This window comes from Mucilaginibacter sp. OK098, assembly GCF_900142915.1.
GTDB lineage: Bacteria > Bacteroidota > Bacteroidia > Sphingobacteriales > Sphingobacteriaceae > Mucilaginibacter.
This window is the reverse complement of the sequence record NZ_FRCM01000001.1, coordinates 671,090-688,854: the sequence shown is the minus strand read 5'-3', so window position 1 is coordinate 688,854 and position 17,765 is coordinate 671,090. Positions and strand designations below refer to the sequence as shown.

The window sequence follows — 17,765 nt, the reverse complement described above, 5'->3', positions numbered from 1 at the left end:
TTGCTTAAATAAGTTCATTTATTTCCGGGGTATTCAACCGCTGATAGCTATAATCAACAATGGCTTTCGGGTCTGCGGCCCTGGTAATCGCGCCGGATATCGCAACACCATAGAGGCCGGCATCCATCAGCGAGGTGATATCGTCAGGCAATACACCGCCAATACCGATAACGGGAACGGCCATGTTTGCAGCAAGCATTTGTTTTATGATGGCCTTAAAGCCTTCCAGACCTAAAATCGGGCTTAGCTTTTCTTTGGTTGTCGTGAACCGGTAAGGGCCGCAACCAATATAGTCAACCCCTTCGGCCACCCTTTGCTGAACATGCTGAAAGGTATTCGCCGTTCCCCCGATGATCATTTTTTGACCCACGATACACCTGGCCTGGGTGACAGACATATCCTGCAAACCCAGGTGTACACCATAAGCCCCCGCTTTTAGTGCGATCTCAGGGTGGTCATTCACGATCAATTTCGCACCATGCTGGTTGCATAACTTGTTCGCTTCTATGGCGTATTCCAGGATCATATCGGCGGGCTGGTTCTTAACCCGGAGTTGCACCCATTTGCAGCCTGCTTCCAATGCCTGGCTAATGGCGGTCAGGTGTGACCCGTTTTCGGGTTGCTGTGAAATATAATGTAGTTTATCGATCATGGTATTCGTGTTATATTTAATCTGGCAGATTTTCCTGTAATTGATTAAAACGCGATATCGCCTTATCCGGCTGGTTCCAAAGCGTCCCCAATACGGCGGCTCCATCAAATCCCATTCGCTTGATATGGCGCAAATTGGATACTTCCACTCCACCTAAAGCGATCACTTGAGGTTTGGTATTGGTTTTATCCAATCTAAAATCACCGGTTAATTTACTTTGATGGCCGGGCTTAGATATGCTATTAAATACCGGCCCATAAAAAACATAATCAAAATGCCCTAAATAAGGAAGTATCGAAAGATCATGGACAGAGGTGCTTAACATAAATCCCTCATCCAGGTAATTTTGCCACTTTTCAACGCTTAATACTTCCCGCGCCTTTTCTGTATAATGCAATCTTTTAATCCCGTATTCAGACGCGATCTCATGATACTGGTGTAAAGCGATCCGGTCATAAAAACGTGATGCAATACCATTCAATAAATCTTTTATCGATTGAATATCGCTTTCCGGTTTCCGAAGATGAAAACATTTCAAACCCGCCATAAACAGGTTGTTGATGAGCATAGGCTCATTAGCAACAGGGATCGGGTTTGAAATAATGATCAGCTCCATACTACAAATAAATTTCGCTCCCTTTTTGTAAAAACTCTTTTGATTTTTCTTCCATTCCTTTGGATAGCGCATCATTTTCACCCATGCCATTTTCTTTGGCATAGTCTCGGACATCCTGGGTTATCTTCATCGAGCAGAAATTAGGGCCACACATGGAGCAGAAATGGGCGATCTTGGCACCATCGGCAGGCAGGGTTTCGTCATGAAATTCCCGGGCTGTGTCAGGATCTAGCGACAGGTTGAACTGATCCTCCCAACGGAACTCAAAACGTGCTTTGCTTAAAGCGTTATCACGGTATTGCGCACCCGGATGCCCTTTGGCCAGATCGGCTGCATGGGCTGCAATTTTATACGTGATCACGCCATCTTTCACGTCTTTTTTGTTAGGCAGGCCTAAGTGTTCTTTGGGTGTAACATAACAAAGCATCGCCGTACCGAACCAGCCGATCATAGCCGCGCCAATAGCGGAGGTGATATGATCGTAGCCGGGTGCAATATCTGTGGTTAAGGGGCCTAATGTATAAAATGGTGCTTCACCGCAGTGTGCCAGTTGCTTATCCATGTTTTCTTTGATCATATGCATCGGGATATGTCCGGGGCCTTCAATAATCGTTTGCACGTCATGTTTCCACGCGATTTTGGTCAGTTCGCCTAAAGTTTCCAGTTCACCAAATTGCGCAGCATCGTTGGCATCGGCAATACAGCCGGGCCTTAATCCATCGCCCAATGAAAAGGCAACATCATAGGCTTTCATGATCTCGCAGATCTCTTCGAAATGCGTGTACAGGAAGTTCTCTTTATGGTGTGCCAAACACCATTTAGCCATGATAGAACCGCCACGCGATACGATACCCGTAATACGCTTAGCGGTAAGCGGTACATAACGCAGCAGTACGCCGGCGTGAATGGTGAAATAATCTACCCCTTGTTCGGCCTGTTCGATCAAAGTATCCCTGAAGAGTTCCCAAGTCAGGTCTTCGGCTTTGCCATTTACTTTCTCTAAGGCCTGGTAAATCGGTACGGTACCGATCGGCACAGGTGAATTGCGGATGATCCATTCGCGGGTTTCGTGGATGTTTTTGCCTGTAGAAAGGTCCATGATCGTATCTGCGCCCCAGCGGCAGGCCCATACGGTTTTTTCGACTTCTTCTTCGATACTTGAAGTAACAGCGGAGTTACCGATGTTGGCATTGATCTTCACCAGGAAATTACGCCCGATGATCATCGGTTCGCTTTCGGGGTGGTTAATATTGGAAGGGATGACCGCGCGGCCACAGGCCACTTCCTGACGTACAAATTCCGGGGTGATATAGCCTTTAGGCGTATTAGCGCCAAAGCTTTGACCGGGGTGCTGGTGCGACATCACCTCATACTGGCCGTTCAATTGCTCCTTTAATAAATCGATACGCTGGTTTTCGCGGATAGCGATATATTCCATTTCGGGTGTAATGATGCCTTTTCTTGCATAATGCATCTGCGATACGTTCATGCCTGGTTTGGCTTTATAAGGCTTGCTAATGTGTGCAAACCTTAAGGCGTCCAGGTTTTGATCGTTGGCACGCAGGTTTCCATAATCTGATGAAATCGCTTGCAACTGTTCCACATCGCCCCGGTCAACTATCCATTGCTCACGCAAGCGTGGTAAACCTTGTTTCACATCAATTTCGATATCAGGGTCGGTAAAGGGGCCACTTGTATCATAAATAGTGACGGATGCATTCGGCTCGGTTTCGCCAAACCTGCCATGCAGTTTGGTTTCGCTCAGGCTTACTTCGCGCATCGCTACTTCGATGTTATGCAGCTGTCCTTTCACATAAACTTTTCGGGACGCTGGAAACGGCGTTCGGCTGATCACTTGTTCGCCTGGAATTTTTTCAGTTTTCATAATTAGGGTTTTATGTTTTTATCCTCCTTGGGTTGCTTTGATGATGGTGAGGTTATCGCCGGGTTTCAGGAAATGGTTTGGCCAGTTGCTTTTAGCAATGATTTCCTGGTTGACAGCTATGGCAATGCCTTTTGCCGGCTGCAAAAGAACAGTGTCAAGCATTTGCTGTAAACAGCAAGTATCTGAAACGGAATAACTTTGTTGATTTACGGTGATTTCCATCGTGTTTAATTTTTAAACGATAGGAATGGACCCGTTGGAGGATTGGTAAACAACAAGAATGTTGTTCTACTTTTCCCTTCGGCAGTACTAACTGCATCAGGTTCAAAGGGTATTTCTCAGCACAAGGCACCCCTAAAGTTTTTTGTAAATGTAGATATTTTTGTTGACGTAAAAATCTTTTTTTATAGCCCGGGCTGAAACGCGACTGCTTAAATCGGGGACTTAAGTCTTATTTTTCCTTTGGTTTAGGTACGCGAGGTTTCAGGATACAATGGGCGGAAAATAAATCTAAACTCAGACGTTAAGAGCTTTATCAATAGCATGGCAAGCCACTACTTCATGTTTATTTTTTTAATATCTGATAATGAGGACATTTCACCAAATTATTTAAAAATTGGTTCGACCTCTCTATGGTCGGGAGTACAAAGCCCGACCCTCTTTATAAGGAAGGTTTTGTTGTTTATATGATTCCAAAAAAAAACCTGATGGCAAATTTTTATGAACTAACTTAACAAACCATGAATATATTCCGCGCTGTACTTGTAGGTATCCATGTTCATTTCGACAAAGAAATTCTTAACGCCGCCTGTTTTAGCAGCGGCAAAAAATTCTTTCCAGTCAATAATTCCTTTGCCAATAGGCACCTGCTTTTTATCTGTTGTCCAATCTGACAGGTGGGAAGAGATGAACCTGCCGGGATACTTTTCGAAATAGGCCGGGCCTTTATAGCCCAGCGTTATTACTTCGGTTTGAAACTGCATTTTCACCAGGTTGCCGTCAAGCGCAGCCATTATAGCATCGTAAATCAGCTCACCATCCAGCATCTTAAATTCGCCACTGTGATTGTGCAAGCCTGTAACCATACCTTCAGCTTTGATCTTTTCGGCTATTTTATTGAGATCGCCGGCTGCCATTTTATAATCAGCTATCGTTTTCCCGGGAGTATCCAGGCCAGGCGCAACTATCTGTGACAGCCCCAGTCCGTGGGCGAAGTCCATACACTCTCCAAAATTATCTTTCAAACTACCAATACCAATATGGCAACTGGGGCAATGAAGGCCGGCATCTTCTATAATTTTTTTAATATCGGTGGCTTTTACATCAACAAGGGGTCCAAAACCCGAGCCCGCATATCCCTTCGGGTAACACATTTCGGTATATTGATACCCTAAGCCAGCCATCATTTTCATCGTGCCTGCGAAATCCTTTGCAAGTACATCCCGGATGGGGTAAGTCTGGAAACCGATTGGTGTTTTGTATGCAGCGGCCGCGTGCAGGAAACCGGGTATCAGGAGCATCGCTCCTGCGCTTATGGCGCTCTGGCCAATAAATTTTCTTCTGTCCATTGTCGTTTATTCTTTTAATCTCGAATTTTTGTCTTATCAAATAAGTTTAGCCCCTTCGCCTGCGGGGAGCGGATTGGCGTGAGGCTAAATTGTAGCCGGATCCCAGCCTGTTCTATAATTCCTCGAAAGGTATTTGTTTGCATCCGGCACATTGGTAATCTGCCTTGTTGCGGCATCATACTTTAACAGCTTCTGCGACCTAAGTGATGCTGCATATAAGTTTACGGCTTCTGTCAGACCCTCCGCTTCCGGGAAACTACCCGGATACTGCGTACCGGCTTTGCAGCTTTTGGCAAACAGCGATAAAGCATCCACCATTTTGTTATGCTCATAAGAGTTATTGGGGGCAATAGTGGCTTTCACCTCCTTCTTTTTCTTCGAAAACAATCTTGGATTCTGCACATTGAAACCGGCTATTATCTTGCCTTTTGAACCGATGAACATCATACCCTCGGCAGGCAGATCTTCCTCGTTTATCGCAATTAATTCTTCAGGCACCGTGGGCCGGATACCCCCATCCCACCAAAACAGGTCAACAGGTGGCCTGTCGCCGTTAGCAGGGTATTTGAACTTAACGGTACACCCTGTAGGGAACGAGAAATCGTTGTGCACGAAATTCGGGGTGTGGTCACCCATGCCGACATAGTGGGTTAAATTCGGCACGATCACTTCAGGAGAAGTCAATTGCAGCGCATTAAATACGGTCCACAAACTATAATGCCCCATATCGGCCATGGAACCGCCACCGAAATCGTACCAGCCACGGAAAACCATATTTGTATAATTAGGTGAGTATGGCCGGTCTGCCTCCGGCCCAAGCCATAGGTTCCAGTCAAGGCCGTCAGGAACGGGCACATTATCAGTTGGCAGGGTCGGATACTGCGGCCATACAGGACGATTGGTCCAGTTATGAATCTCCTTCAATTTGCCGATCTTACCGTCATTGATCCACGCCATTACCTGGTCCATCGATCCGTTGGAATCCCAGGGCACCAGGTGGGTAACGATATTGGTTTTCTGACGAGCCAATTCAATAACCGCCTTACCTTCCTGTAAGCGGTTCGAAACCGGCTTATGCATAAGTACGTGTTTATTACGTTTCAATGCAGCGATCGCGAATAGACCATGCAAGTGATCAGGCGTCATGATCTTCACTGCATCCAGGTCTTTTTCTCTATCCAGCAATTCGCGATAATCTGCATAGGCAGTGCACGCTTTAAAATTGTCGCTGGCGCGGATATTGCCATAAAAACTATCAACAACGTTTTTTCCCACTTCCCTGCCGCCGGGTACAATATTTTCACCGCCCGGCTGCCAATCCGGTTTATTGATGGCCCTTCTGATCTCATCGCGAAGACCGTTCTTCGACCAATCTCTATATCCCACCGCATCCCGGTTGGGATCGCAAACGGCAATTATCTGTATTTCGGGCACAGCCAGCATCGGCAGCATTTCGCGCATACCCTGGGTGCCGCAGCCTACATAGGCGAGGGTTAATTTATCGCTGGGCGCTATAAAACCGGTACCGCCAAGCACGTGCCGCGGAACGATACTGAATGCCAGTGCGCCTATCCCGGCTGTTTTAATAAAATGGCGGCGATCTATGCCTGTTTTTTCTTCGGATTTCTCGGGTTTGCCATTTACGGCCAAAGGAGAGTTTGAGGGTTGATCTTTTTTCATAAAAATTGGTTTATAATTGGTTCAGGGGAAGTGATATTTAAAATTGATAAAAAAAATCTACAATTTTATGTATCATTTATGTTAATAACAGAGCAGCGATGAGCGTGTTTCTAAACAATTTAAAGCCGCTGTCTTCTTCAAATCTTCCAAAAATTTGTTCGACCTTTCTCCGACTCAGAGTACAAAGCCCGGTCCGTTAAAGCGGATCGGGCTTTGTTGTTTTAAGGGAAGTATCGTTTTTTAAAAAGCATAAAAAAAGCCCTTAAAAAAAATCTAAAGGCTTTCTGTTTGTAAGATTATATTAATTCAACGGAGGAGGAGTGCCACAATTTGAAGGCGAACCAGGGTCAATACCAGGTATTACATCACCCGGGCAATAAGTAGTGCAAGAGTGACTTACTTTTACAGAACCTATATAGCAAAAACAACTACAACCCGCAGGAGGTACCCTGGTTCCTCCCATAATGTTTTTTAAATCCTTTCTGGATAGTTTTTTAATTCCATTTAAATTTTTCATATTATTTTTATTTAAGGTTTATAAAGGCAGCTCCTAATTGGTAAGAGCTTAAATCAAATATATTAAAACTACTTAACAATTAGTTAATTGTAACAAATTACTTATACGAAGTAATGCATTCGCTTAATGAATGGTTAACAATTCAGTAATAAGAAGAGATCATCTATGTGAGCGCACATGAACGCCTGACTTGTGGCCAATCAGGTAGCCTGCTATTAGCGCAATGATGATCAGTACCCACCAAATGTATTGCCTGATTTGAAGGTTATTAATGGTTCCCCGAAGTTCAACGAGTTCTCTTTCATTTTCAAGCTTCAGATTTTGCAGTTTCATATTTTGCTGTTGCAGCTTGAAAAGTGTGCCGCCAACTTCTACCGGCTTTTCCTGTTCCAGCTTATAGCGGCGCATAAAACCGCCTTCTTTCAGAAACTTGTCTCCTTTGGGCTTTAGTACAACCTTTTCGGGCAATTCGTAATCGCCATGTTTGCCGGTTTCAGCGATCAGGCCTTCCCTGATCAATATCTGCACCATTGCAAAAGCCGAAGCCTCGTCATGCTCAAAAAGGTTCATCAGCTGCGCCCGCGTCAGGCTGTCTGGGACGCCAAAAGCTTCCAGCATCGTGTCCAGAATTTCGCACTCGTATTCATTCAATTCCGTCATTCCGGGCAAATTTCGTGATAATTCAAGAACAAGACAAACCTTAAAACGTTATATCAAGATGCTTACAGGATTAAGGCCTGCAATTCATCTAAACAAATTATTTTCTTCAAATCCTAGATAAATTGGTTCGATTTTCCATTAATTTCTTATTTCATTTATGGCCTAAATTGTTTAATTAATGTCCTTTGAGACATAAATTGAATGTTTTAATTTTGACTTATGGATAGAAAGAAGGTCGCTATCGTGGTGATGTCCGGTAATTCGTTGATGGACTTCGCCGGCCCGGCGGATGTATTTAATCATGCGGACAAGCTTCGGGGGATTTACGATGTCGTATTGGTTTCGCCGGGCACAGTGCCGGTGCAGGCTTCTTCAGGGATTAAGATCCATTGTTTACAGTTAACAGAGCTGGAGGGGATCATAGATACGCTGTTAATTGTGGGCGATGATCCCGCATCAAACTACGGGGAATTTTATACCTGGCTGGCGGCAGCTCACAACGGAATCCGCAGGATCGGCTTTGTAGGTGTTGGCAGTTCCATTTTGGAAAAGTCAGGCATGCTGCCCGACCGTAATTTCTTTCATTCAAGGGATGGGCAGCTGTTTACATCCGGCGGCGTATCTTCCGGGATCGACCTTGCTTTAGCAATGGTGGAAGAAGATTGCGGGCGGGCTGTGGCTGCTGAAATAGCACGAAAACTTATCTTTTTTTACCTGAACAGGCAGGCTTACCAGGTACAGTTCGGCAGCATGGTTGATGCTTCACCTGTGGCCATACAGTTAAAAGAATGGCTGGCAGAACGGTTGCATGAACCGCTGGATGTAGGGCGATTAGCAGAAAAAACGAACATGAGTCACCGGAACTTCACCCGGGTCTTTACCCGGCAAACCGGGATCTCCCCGGCAAAATATATCGAAAAACTCCGTGTTGAAGCCGCCCGGGTTTGCATTGAAGAAAGCGATGTGCCCCTTGAGCAAGTTGCTTTGCGCTGCGGTTTAGGCGGGTTAGTATCGATGAGAAGGCTATTTTTAAGACACCTGATGGTTACACCATCTGATTACAGAAGACTTTTAAAACTACAGAAATATGAAAATTGCAATTAATGGATTCGGCCGGATCGGGCGCATGACGCTTAGGGCCTTACAGAATAAACAGGATATCGAAGTCGTTGCGATCAATGACCTGACGGACCTTAACACCTTGATCCACCTGCTGAAGTATGACAGCGCGCATGGGCATTTCCCGGGTACAGTCGCTGCAGAAGACGGGGCTATGCTGGTCAACGGAAAAAAGATCAGCTTATTGAGCGAAAAAGATCCGAAAAATCTGCCATGGGGAGACCTCGGGATCGATGTGGTGATCGAATCTACCGGGCGCTTTACGGATAAAGCCACCGCACAGGCACATATCGATGCCGGTGCGAAAAAAGTATTGATCACGGCACCGGCTACGGGCGGGATAAAAACTATCGTTCACGGCGTTAACAATCAACTGATCGGCGGCGATCAGATCTATTCCACCGCATCTTGTACCACTGGCAGCATTGCCCCTGTGTTATACATCCTGGACAAAGAGTTCGGCGTTGAATCCGGTTATATGGCGACTGTTCATGCCTTTACCGCCGACCAGCATTTGCAGGATGGGCCGCATAAAGATCTGCGCAGGGCACGGTCAGCACCGCATTCAATCATTCCCACAACCACCGGCGCGGCAAAAGCCATTGGTGACGTTTTACCGGCGCTGAAAGGCAAGCTGGACGGGTTCTCCTATCGTGTCCCCGTGATCGATGGGTCGATCGTTGACTTGTCAATCAACTTAAAGCAGGAGGTTTCGGCTAAAGACCTGAATACGATATTAAAGCAGTACGCAGATACTTCTTTAAAGGGTATTTTACAATATACCGAAGAACAATTCGTATCGGCTGATATTTTAGGCAATACCCATAGCTCAATAGTAGACGGCAACCTGACCAAATCAATTGGCAAGCTGGTCAAGGTAGTCGCCTGGTACGATAACGAAGTGGGGATCTCCAACCGCATAGCCGAACTGGTATCCGTACTTTAAATCCTGCCTGCTACACATTCTTAATTCGTGACCTTCGAATTAAGAATGTGTAACCTAAAAGCCTTATTTTTATCCTTTAAAAAATAAGACAAAATGAATATTGAAAAAGCCATTCTGGCCGGCGGTTGCTTTTGGGGTGTAGAAGAATTAATCAGGCATTATCCGGGTGTTATTTCAACTGTAGTGGGATACACAGGCGGTAATGTACCTAATGCCACTTACCGGAATCACGGCACACATGCTGAAGCCATTGCAGTTACATTTGACCCTGAGCTGCTATCCTATCGCAAGCTCCTGGAATATTTCTTCCAGATCCATGACCCTACCACCCGGAACAGGCAGGGAAATGATATCGGGGCCTCCTATCGCTCTGCGATCTTTTACCTGGATGAAAATCAGCGGGAAACTGCAAACGTGCTGATCAAGGAAATGGAAGCCTCAGGGAAATGGCCCGGAAAGATTGTTACCGAAGTTGTACCTGAAACCGATTTTTGGAATGCCGAAGCCGAACACCAGGACTATCTGCAAAAGAACCCATACGGATACACCTGCCACTTTGAACGGCCCGACTGGAAACTAGCATAATTACAATGCCTGGCTGTTTTGAAAGGACAAGGAATAATTTTTCCTGATCTATCTCAACACCAATCAATGCGCATCCGGAAGCTCCACCTTACCGACCTTTACAACCTGTCTTTTTTTGATGGTCAGGATTACCAGCGGGATACAGCAGGCATTTAAAATGGCCAGCAGCAGAAATGCGTCCATATAACTTAGCAGAAAAGTTTGCCGGGCAACAGTGTTTTCCAGCGCCCCCAGGGATTGTTGTAAGGCACGCAGGTAGCTGGCGCCATGGGCTAGGAAATTACTGATGTATGATTGCCGCCGCATAACCGTAAGTGGGTCGGAGGCTGTAACGTGAGGGATCAGGGACATGCGGTTTGCCGCTGCCCGGTGCGCGATATAGGTATTTATCAAGGCGATACCAAACGATCCGCCCATTTGCCGCATCATATTATTCAAAGCGGCGCCTTGCGGTATTTCAGCCGGTTTTAATTCTGACACCGCAAGGGCGGTTAATGGTACGATCAGCAGTGCCGCGCCCAATCCACGGCAGATCAATGGGATGAAAAAATATGCGCCGCCGGTTTCCAGGTTCGAGCCCGACATCATGAAGCCAAAAATGGCCGACAGCCCAAAGCCAAGGATAATCAGGTATTGCGGGCGGACTCCGCTTTGCAGCATTTTTCCCAAAAACGGCGAGATCATTGCCGCCATCAGCGTCCCGGGCAAGAGCATGGTACCAGTTTGGAAGGCAGAATAACCGATGATCCGCTGTGCATATAAAGGAAAAACGAATACAGCACTGAACAGGCCAAAGCCCAGCACAAAGGTCATAATAGCAGAAATAGATAAAGTGGTGCTTTTTAAAACGCGCAGGTTAATTACCGGGTGTTTAATATTAAGCTCCCACCAAACCAAAACGGCTAAAGACAAGGCTGATATAATACTCAGTACTACAATATAATTTGCTGCAAACCAGTCGTCTGTTTCTCCTCTTTCCAGCACTATTTGCAGGGAACCGACTCCTACGGCCAATAAAAAGATGCCAAGCCAGTCGATACTTCTCCCGTCTTCTGATCGTTTAGTGGGCTTAAGATAAATGAAGGATAAAACAGCGGCCAAAAGCCCGATAGGGATATTCACATAAAAGATCCATTGCCAGGATAAATTATCCACGATGAAGCCCCCCATCACCGGTCCGATGGACGGGCCGATAATAATACCCAGGCTGAAAATGCCGCTGGCGGTAGCACGTTCTTTTATCGGGAAGGTTTCAAAAAGAATAGACTGTGAAGTAGACAACAGAGCGCCCCCGCCAATGCCCTGGAGAAAACGAAAGGCGACCAACTCCCATAAATTATGTGAAAACCCGCACATAGCCGAGGCCAGTGTAAACAGAAGTATAGAACCAATGTAGTATTGTTTCCTCCCGATCTTTTCGGCCAGGAAACTGGTCATCGGGATGATGATCACATTGGCTATGGCGTAGGAAGTAATAACCCATGCTGTGTCCTCAAGCGATGCCCCCAAATTCCCGCTCATGGTATTGATGGATACGTTTACAATAGTAGTATCTATCAGCTCAATAATGGTGGAAGTAATGATCGTAACTACAATGATCCATTTTCTAAAACCGGTTTCCATAGCGCAAAAGTAGCAGCGCCTGTTTGCTTTCTATTTATAGTATTCAAGCAGAAACTTATAATTTTCAAACAGCCAATCATTTAACCATCATTCAATAGTCATATTTAATTATAATAATCAAATAATTACTACCTTTACCTATGCTTAGTACGGAAACACTCGAAGAATTTTACCGGCGTCATCCGGTAGACAATCAAAAGGTATTTGCAGAAAATAATACCGGGCAGGGGCATTTCAACGTTTTTTTGCGTAAGCCTTGCTTTCCGAAAACACCATTTAGCCGGCGTGATTTTTATAAAATAGCGCTTGTAATTGGGAATGGTAAAATGCATTATGCGGACAGGTATGTGGATATTGACCGGCCCGCACTTGTGTTTTCCAGCCCGTCGGTACCATCATCCTGGGAATCAGGACCAGGGCCGCAGGAAGGCTGTTTCTGTTTATTTACCCAGGCCTTTATTGAATCGCACGAGCATAGAAGCACCCTGCAGGATTTTCCATTGTTTAAGGCAGGCGGCAATCACATTGTTTTTTTAAATGAGGCCCAGCTGGCTTTCCTTTCGGCCACTCTTGGCAGGATGATGGAAGAAATGGATTCAGATTATGCTCATAAGTACGACTTGCTCCGTAGTTACCTGCGCATCCTGATGCATGAGGCTTTAAAGATAGCACCTGTTACCGTATATGAAACCAATACCAGTGCTGCAGCAAGAATCACCACCTCGTTTTTAGAGTTACTGGAAAGACAGTTTCCAATTGATACGTCAGGCCAATTCCTTAAACTGAAAACGGCTAATGATTTTGCCAAAAACCTTTCCGTGCATACCAATCACCTGAACCGGTCTGTAAAGGAAATCACCGGCAAGACCACTACCCAACATATTTCTGAACGCGTTTTAAAAGAAGCGCATGCTTTATTAAAGCACACCGACTGGAGCATAGCCCAAATCGCTAATATTCTTGGTTTTGAAGAACCTGCCTATTTCGCCAATTTTTTTAAGAAATATACAGGTTCCTCTCCTGTTATGGCGAGGCTTGCCAATGCTTAGTAATTTAGCTATTTATAACTCCTTCAAAGTACAGAAACTTCCTTTTGCCAGAGTCTTATTAATTATTGGGCGCTAAACGTATAGAATAAAGCTATTTTTTAAACAGCAACGTGTTTAAGGTTTGCTTAAATTGACTTATTTTTGGTTATGCACCACCTCATCATTCAATATACCTTCCTGCTGGCTGTGATCCTGTTCATCGTTATGCTGGCACAAAAAATTAAGATTGCCTATCCTATCCTGCTGGTACTGGCAGGGTTGCCACTGGGCTTTGTTCCTATTTTAAGAGGTATTGAAATTGACCCGGACATGATCTTTGTGATCTTCCTTCCCCCATTGCTTTATGAGGCAGCGTGGAGTACTTCCTGGAAAGATTTCTGGAAATGGCGCCGGGTGATCTCCAGCTTTGCTGTGCCAATTGTTATTATTACTTCCTGTGTTGTAGCGTTTGTGTCTTATGGCCTTATTCCGGGCTTTACTTTAGCAACCGGTTTCCTGTTAGGCGGCATCATCTCCCCTCCCGACGCGGTTTCGGCAAGCACGATATTAAAGAATGTTAAAGTACCCAAACGGTTCATCACCATTGTAGAGGGCGAAAGCTTGCTGAATGATGCCTCCAGTTTGGTTATTTTTCGCTTTGCGCTTGCAGCTGTAACTACTGGCACGTTTGTTTTTAGCCAGGCAGCGGTTAGTTTTGTTTTGGTAATTGTTATGGGAATTTTAATAGGTTTAGCAGTTGCACTGGTATTTTATGCCATTCATCGCTGGCTGCCTACTACTACCAATATTGATATTGTACTTACTTTTATTACGCCTTATGCTATGTACATGGCGGCCGAAGAATTTCATTTTTCGGGAGTACTGGCGGTGGTGAGTGGCGGGCTGTTCCTTTCTGCAAGGCGGCAATCTATTTTCAGCAACCAGAGCAGGCTAAAGGGTATTAATGTTTGGGAGGCTGTAGCTTTTGTGCTTAATGGTTTTGTGTTTATACTGATAGGCCTGGAGTTCCCGGTGATTATTAAGGCGCTGGGGCCCGACGGGCTTGGCCCGGCTATCAAATACAGCCTCATCATTACTGCTATTTTGATCGTTACCCGTTTTGCAAGCACTTTCGGGGCAACTGTTTTTACAATGTTCATAAGCAAGTTCATTACAGTTGCCGATGATAAACCCGGCTGGAAGGCCCCTATCCTGTTTGGCTGGACAGGGATGCGTGGTGTAGTATCTTTAGCGGCAGCCTTAAGTGTTCCGGTTATGTTAAATTCAGGCACGGCCTTTCCCCAGCGTCCGCTCATTCTGTTTATCACCTTTATAGTTATATTGGTAACATTGGTATTGCAGGGCCTGACCTTGCCGGCGCTGGTTAAATGGATAAATATGCCCGACCGTGATTATACCATTTCGTTTGGACAACAAAAACAGCTAGTCAGGAAAAAGCTGTCCCACCTTTCCCTTAAAATACTGGACGAAAAATATGCAGCACAGCTTAAGGATAACGATATGGTCAAATCACTCCGGCTAAAGCTGACAGCAGATCTTGAACTACTGAAGGACTGGGAGAAAGAAGATAATAAAACCCGCTCCGATGCTTTTTATAAAGATTACAGGGTTATAATGGCCGAGTTGATGAAAGAACAACGGGCATTGCTCCATACCCTTAACAAAAAGGAAAACATTAACGATGACATCGTTAAACAACAACTTGAGTTGCTGGACCTGGAAGAAGAAAAAATGCGCCAACACTTTGCCTATGAGGAAGAATAAGGAACTAACCCGGTGTAATTATATAATATTCCAGTAACCTTAAAGTCAGGTAAATACCTTATATTTATCAGGATGACCATCAAACTATAATGCCTGTTTGATCGTTATATATTTACCAATTATAGAATGTTATGTCAAAGAGAATACTGATCGTAGAAGATGACTATGACATCCTCTGCCTGTTAACCGATCTTCTGAATGAAGAAGGTTACGAAGTTGTTGGTCTGAATTTCACACCCTCAATTATTGAAAGTGCGTTAACCCACAAACCTGACCTTGTAATGCTTGATTTTCTTATTCCCGGCATTAATGGAGGCGAACTCTGCTATGAGCTTAAAGGCAATATTTTGACCTCCTGTCTCCCGGTTATCCTGCTTTCCGGATACCCGCATTTCCTCGAGTGCTTTGGCAGTTATGGTTCGGATGGCTTTATAGCAAAACCATTTAATGTAGATGCGGTAATTCATATGGTAGAGGGCTGTTTATCAAACAACGCTGAAATGGCTTAAGCAACGGTTTTTGCTGGCTAATCCAGTGCAATTCGCCATTTATGATCAAAATATTGTACCCGTGAACAAATTGGTGACTGGATCCCAGCCCTTTCAGCCAACGACTCCCGCCTGATTAAATATCTGCAAAGCGCAGGATGGGTTTCTTCTCATCAATAACAGTCAACCCATATAAAAGATTTTTCAACTTCAACGAATGGCCGGCCATTGGTAAACCGGCCATTCAAAAAAAAGAAGCTTAAAGCTTATTCCTGGTTAGGTTATTTATTGATTTACCCGGAATGATTCGTAAGCCTGGGCTACAGTACGATTACAGGTCATAGCCTGGGTACCGTTTTCGCTGGAAATAAATTTCACGTTGTTTCCCCTCAGCGAAAATGTACCATTTCCATTGTCTATCCAATCAAATTGTTCCCATGGCCCGATCGATGTCCGGTTGCAATTTATAGCTTGGGTTCCATTTTCAGAAGATACATATTTGCCCTGGCTCATCAGGGCGACCTTGCCTCCTCCGGCATCAACAATCGTAAACTGCTCCCAGCCCTGAGCAGTAGAGCGGTTACAATTCATAGCCTGAGTGCCGTTTTCGCTGCTGACGTAAAGATTATTGTTTCCCTTGATCGTAATTGTTTGCCCGATTGGCGCAGAAACACTGCCGGATACCACCGGTTGCGTAGGGCGTGTAGCTGTAAGCCCAAGCTGGCCTTTCAGCATCCTGCCGCCATCTCCTGTAAGGCGTAAATAATAATCTGCAGAGCAGGCTGTACCATCTTCATCCAACGAGAAAAAGCCTAAACCAGCCGGTGTAAAGGCGGAAGTTTCGGTAGTTTTGGCTATTTGGTTGCCCTCGTTATATTCGTCGAACATGGAAATGTAAATGCCCTGGGCGCCCAGCCTTACCATGTTATAAAATTGCCTCCACATAAAATCGCCATGAACTCTTTGATGTTTTTGCAAATCTCCCGGTAAAACGCATGGCTGGTAGTCAATTCCGTTAGCGTTACAGTAAGCCTGGTCGCCGGCATTATGATCGGTATAGAAACCGTCGGAACCGGATACATCAGAGATCTTTCCAATCATCCATGGCGAAATCATGTTCAATGCGTTATAAGTCGCCAAAAAGCCAGTTCTTACCTCGGTACTATTCGTGTCGCGCCAATAAGCAGGTACACCGCCAATTATATAACAGCCCTGGGCTTTAAACCAGTTAATTACATCAAGACATACCGCCGCCGACCAGGGGTGATTGGTATCATTAAAACCAAATCCCCAGATGCATACCACAGGCTTGCCATTTTGTTTAGCGTAAGCCGAAGATGAGGTATAAGCCGACATTTTGTTGGTCCAGTCTGTTTTAATTTCCGATTGCATGTTAGTCCAGCCGCCTACATCGTACATAATGTAAAATTTACGACCGTAGGTTTCGGCCGCCGTCTTAACTTTAGCAGTGATGGCGTCACGGATCGGCCCCTCCTGTCCATTGGGATTAAATCGTTGTAAGGCTGCTCCGTCTATATTATTTTGCTGCATCCATAAAAAATGGGTGTTTACTGTCTGATCATTGAACGAAGAGAACAGCTTGGCCGGCTGGCCATTGCCCAGATTGCCAAAATTGGATGCCTGGTAGGTGTTGGTATACTCGCGAACGTCCGGCCAGGATATGATACTGGCATTGCTTGGTGTAGGGACACCGAAGGGGTCGCCGGAAGCGTAATGCCACCAGGTATTAAGGGGCGAACCGTCACCCGGCGCCGCGAACCAACCCTGGTAGCCTACAATTACTTTACCAACAACATCGCCGGCAGCAGAAGCTGTAATTTTAAGCTTAGGTGTCTTATCACCCGAAGTTGGAGAAGGGGCGATAAGTTTATTTTTGGAGCAGCTAATTATGACGGCTGCACAAGCCATCATCAAAATAAGGTTGGGTTTCTTAAGATTCATAAATATTTGCGTTAAAAAATTTAATAATTGGTTAAACAGCGGAGTTTCGTCCAAGTACGGGGGCACAAAGAGTTTCCTTTTCATAAATGCAGATTAATTTGTTTAGGATTTGTGAAATTTTTCACCTTTACAATTGATTAATTATAAAGTAAGTTGGGGTGATTAATAAAAGATTAATTATTACTTAATTTTCATTGATCAGCTATGTACCAATTATAGATATTATATCAAAAAGAATATTGATTGTAAAAGATGGCTATGACATCTTCTGCCTGTTAACCGATCTTCTGAACCAGGAAGGTTATGGAGTTATTGGCCTGAATTTCACCCACCCAATTATTGAAGGGGTGTTAACCAACAAGCCTGATCTTACAATGCTTGTCCCAGGTATTAATGGCTGAGAGCTTTGCCATGAGCTTAAAAGCAACATTATGACCGGCAGCCTCCCAGTTATCTTGCTTTCCGGATACCCGCGTTTTCCTGAATCCTTTGGCAGCTATGGTTCGGATGGCTTTATAGCAAAACCATTTAATGTAGATGCGGTGATCCATATGGTGGAGGGTTGTTTATCAAACAACGCGGAGTTAGCTTAAACCACAGATTTAAAATAATATTTTCAAAGCCCTCCCAATAAATCAGGAAGGCTTTGCT

At 44.9% G+C, this 17,765-nt stretch carries 17 protein-coding genes and 1 riboswitch; of the genes, 8 read left to right on the top strand and 9 right to left on the bottom strand.

Features of this window, described 5'->3' with window-relative positions; all coding sequences use genetic code 11:
* Positions 1-4: 4 nt before the first annotated feature.
* From BUE31_RS02840 to BUE31_RS02810, 7 genes are all read right to left on the bottom strand, one after another.
* The gene (locus BUE31_RS02840; protein WP_073400054.1) at positions 5-652 is read right to left on the bottom strand and encodes a thiamine phosphate synthase; all 648 of its coding nucleotides are present in this window, start codon (positions 650-652) and stop codon (positions 5-7) included.
* A gap of 16 nt (positions 653-668) precedes the next feature.
* Positions 669-1,268 carry a thiamine phosphate synthase gene (locus BUE31_RS02835; protein ID WP_073400052.1) on the bottom strand — a complete coding sequence of 200 codons (600 nt, stop codon included), beginning with the start codon at positions 1,266-1,268 and terminating at the stop codon, positions 669-671.
* 1 nt (position 1,269) lies between these two features.
* Positions 1,270-3,153, bottom strand: a complete 1,884-nt coding sequence (gene thiC / locus BUE31_RS02830; RefSeq protein ID WP_073400050.1) for a phosphomethylpyrimidine synthase ThiC — start codon at positions 3,151-3,153, stop codon at positions 1,270-1,272.
* Between the two features lie 18 nt (positions 3,154-3,171).
* Complete coding sequence (gene thiS, locus BUE31_RS02825) at positions 3,172-3,375, bottom strand: sulfur carrier protein ThiS (RefSeq protein WP_073400049.1); 204 nt, start codon at positions 3,373-3,375, stop codon at positions 3,172-3,174.
* 56 nt (positions 3,376-3,431) lie between these two features.
* Positions 3,432-3,519: riboswitch (TPP riboswitch) on the bottom strand.
* A gap of 359 nt (positions 3,520-3,878) precedes the next feature.
* Positions 3,879-4,721, bottom strand: a complete 843-nt coding sequence (locus tag BUE31_RS02820; RefSeq protein ID WP_073400047.1) for a sugar phosphate isomerase/epimerase family protein — start codon at positions 4,719-4,721, stop codon at positions 3,879-3,881.
* An 84-nt stretch (positions 4,722-4,805) separates the two neighbouring features.
* Complete coding sequence (locus BUE31_RS02815) at positions 4,806-6,401, bottom strand: Gfo/Idh/MocA family protein (protein ID WP_073400045.1); 1,596 nt, start codon at positions 6,399-6,401, stop codon at positions 4,806-4,808.
* Positions 6,402-7,077: 676 nt separating this feature from the next.
* Positions 7,078-7,578, bottom strand: a complete 501-nt coding sequence (locus BUE31_RS02810; protein ID WP_073400043.1) for a hypothetical protein — start codon at positions 7,576-7,578, stop codon at positions 7,078-7,080.
* A gap of 219 nt (positions 7,579-7,797) precedes the next feature.
* Here BUE31_RS02810 and BUE31_RS02805 point away from each other — a divergent pair, with 219 nt between their 5' ends.
* From BUE31_RS02805 to msrA, 3 genes are all read left to right on the top strand, one after another.
* Complete coding sequence (locus BUE31_RS02805; protein ID WP_073400041.1) at positions 7,798-8,682, top strand: GlxA family transcriptional regulator; 885 nt, start codon at positions 7,798-7,800, stop codon at positions 8,680-8,682.
* Positions 8,666-9,643 (top strand): type I glyceraldehyde-3-phosphate dehydrogenase, encoded by a 978-nt coding sequence (gene gap / locus BUE31_RS02800; protein WP_073400039.1) that lies wholly within the window; start codon positions 8,666-8,668, stop codon positions 9,641-9,643. Before BUE31_RS02805 ends, gap begins: the two co-directional genes overlap by 17 nt.
* 93 nt (positions 9,644-9,736) lie before the next feature.
* Positions 9,737-10,228, top strand: coding sequence for a peptide-methionine (S)-S-oxide reductase MsrA (gene msrA / locus BUE31_RS02795; RefSeq protein WP_073400037.1), 492 nt, complete (start codon positions 9,737-9,739; stop codon positions 10,226-10,228).
* Between the two features lie 63 nt (positions 10,229-10,291).
* On the opposite strand, the gene BUE31_RS02790 is transcribed toward msrA, so the two are convergent.
* Positions 10,292-11,851, bottom strand: coding sequence for a DHA2 family efflux MFS transporter permease subunit (locus tag BUE31_RS02790; protein ID WP_073400035.1), 1,560 nt, complete (start codon positions 11,849-11,851; stop codon positions 10,292-10,294).
* Between the two features lie 140 nt (positions 11,852-11,991).
* Between BUE31_RS02790 and BUE31_RS02785 the strand changes: the two genes are divergently transcribed.
* From BUE31_RS02785 to BUE31_RS02775, 3 genes are all read left to right on the top strand, one after another.
* Positions 11,992-12,900, top strand: a complete 909-nt coding sequence (locus BUE31_RS02785) for a helix-turn-helix domain-containing protein (protein ID WP_073400033.1) — start codon at positions 11,992-11,994, stop codon at positions 12,898-12,900.
* 147 nt (positions 12,901-13,047) lie between these two features.
* Positions 13,048-14,664, top strand: coding sequence for a Na+/H+ antiporter (locus BUE31_RS02780; protein ID WP_073400031.1), 1,617 nt, complete (start codon positions 13,048-13,050; stop codon positions 14,662-14,664).
* Between the two features lie 131 nt (positions 14,665-14,795).
* Positions 14,796-15,173: a response regulator gene (locus tag BUE31_RS02775; RefSeq protein WP_073400029.1), complete on the top strand. Its 378-nt coding sequence runs from the start codon at positions 14,796-14,798 to the stop codon at positions 15,171-15,173.
* Between the two features lie 264 nt (positions 15,174-15,437).
* Here BUE31_RS02775 and BUE31_RS02770 read toward each other — a convergent pair whose 3' ends face one another.
* Positions 15,438-17,114 (bottom strand): lectin, encoded by a 1,677-nt coding sequence (locus BUE31_RS02770; RefSeq protein ID WP_083619412.1) that lies wholly within the window; start codon positions 17,112-17,114, stop codon positions 15,438-15,440.
* Positions 17,115-17,308: 194 nt separating this feature from the next.
* On the opposite strand from BUE31_RS02770, the gene BUE31_RS02765 reads away from it, so the two are divergent.
* Together BUE31_RS02765 and BUE31_RS30935 are read left to right on the top strand one after the other, a co-directional pair.
* Positions 17,309-17,515 carry a response regulator gene (locus BUE31_RS02765; RefSeq protein ID WP_073400027.1) on the top strand — a complete coding sequence of 69 codons (207 nt, stop codon included), beginning with the start codon at positions 17,309-17,311 and terminating at the stop codon, positions 17,513-17,515.
* Positions 17,516-17,545: 30 nt separating this feature from the next.
* Positions 17,546-17,707, top strand: coding sequence for a response regulator (locus BUE31_RS30935; protein WP_159440630.1), 162 nt, complete (start codon positions 17,546-17,548; stop codon positions 17,705-17,707).
* Positions 17,708-17,765 lie beyond the last annotated feature (58 nt).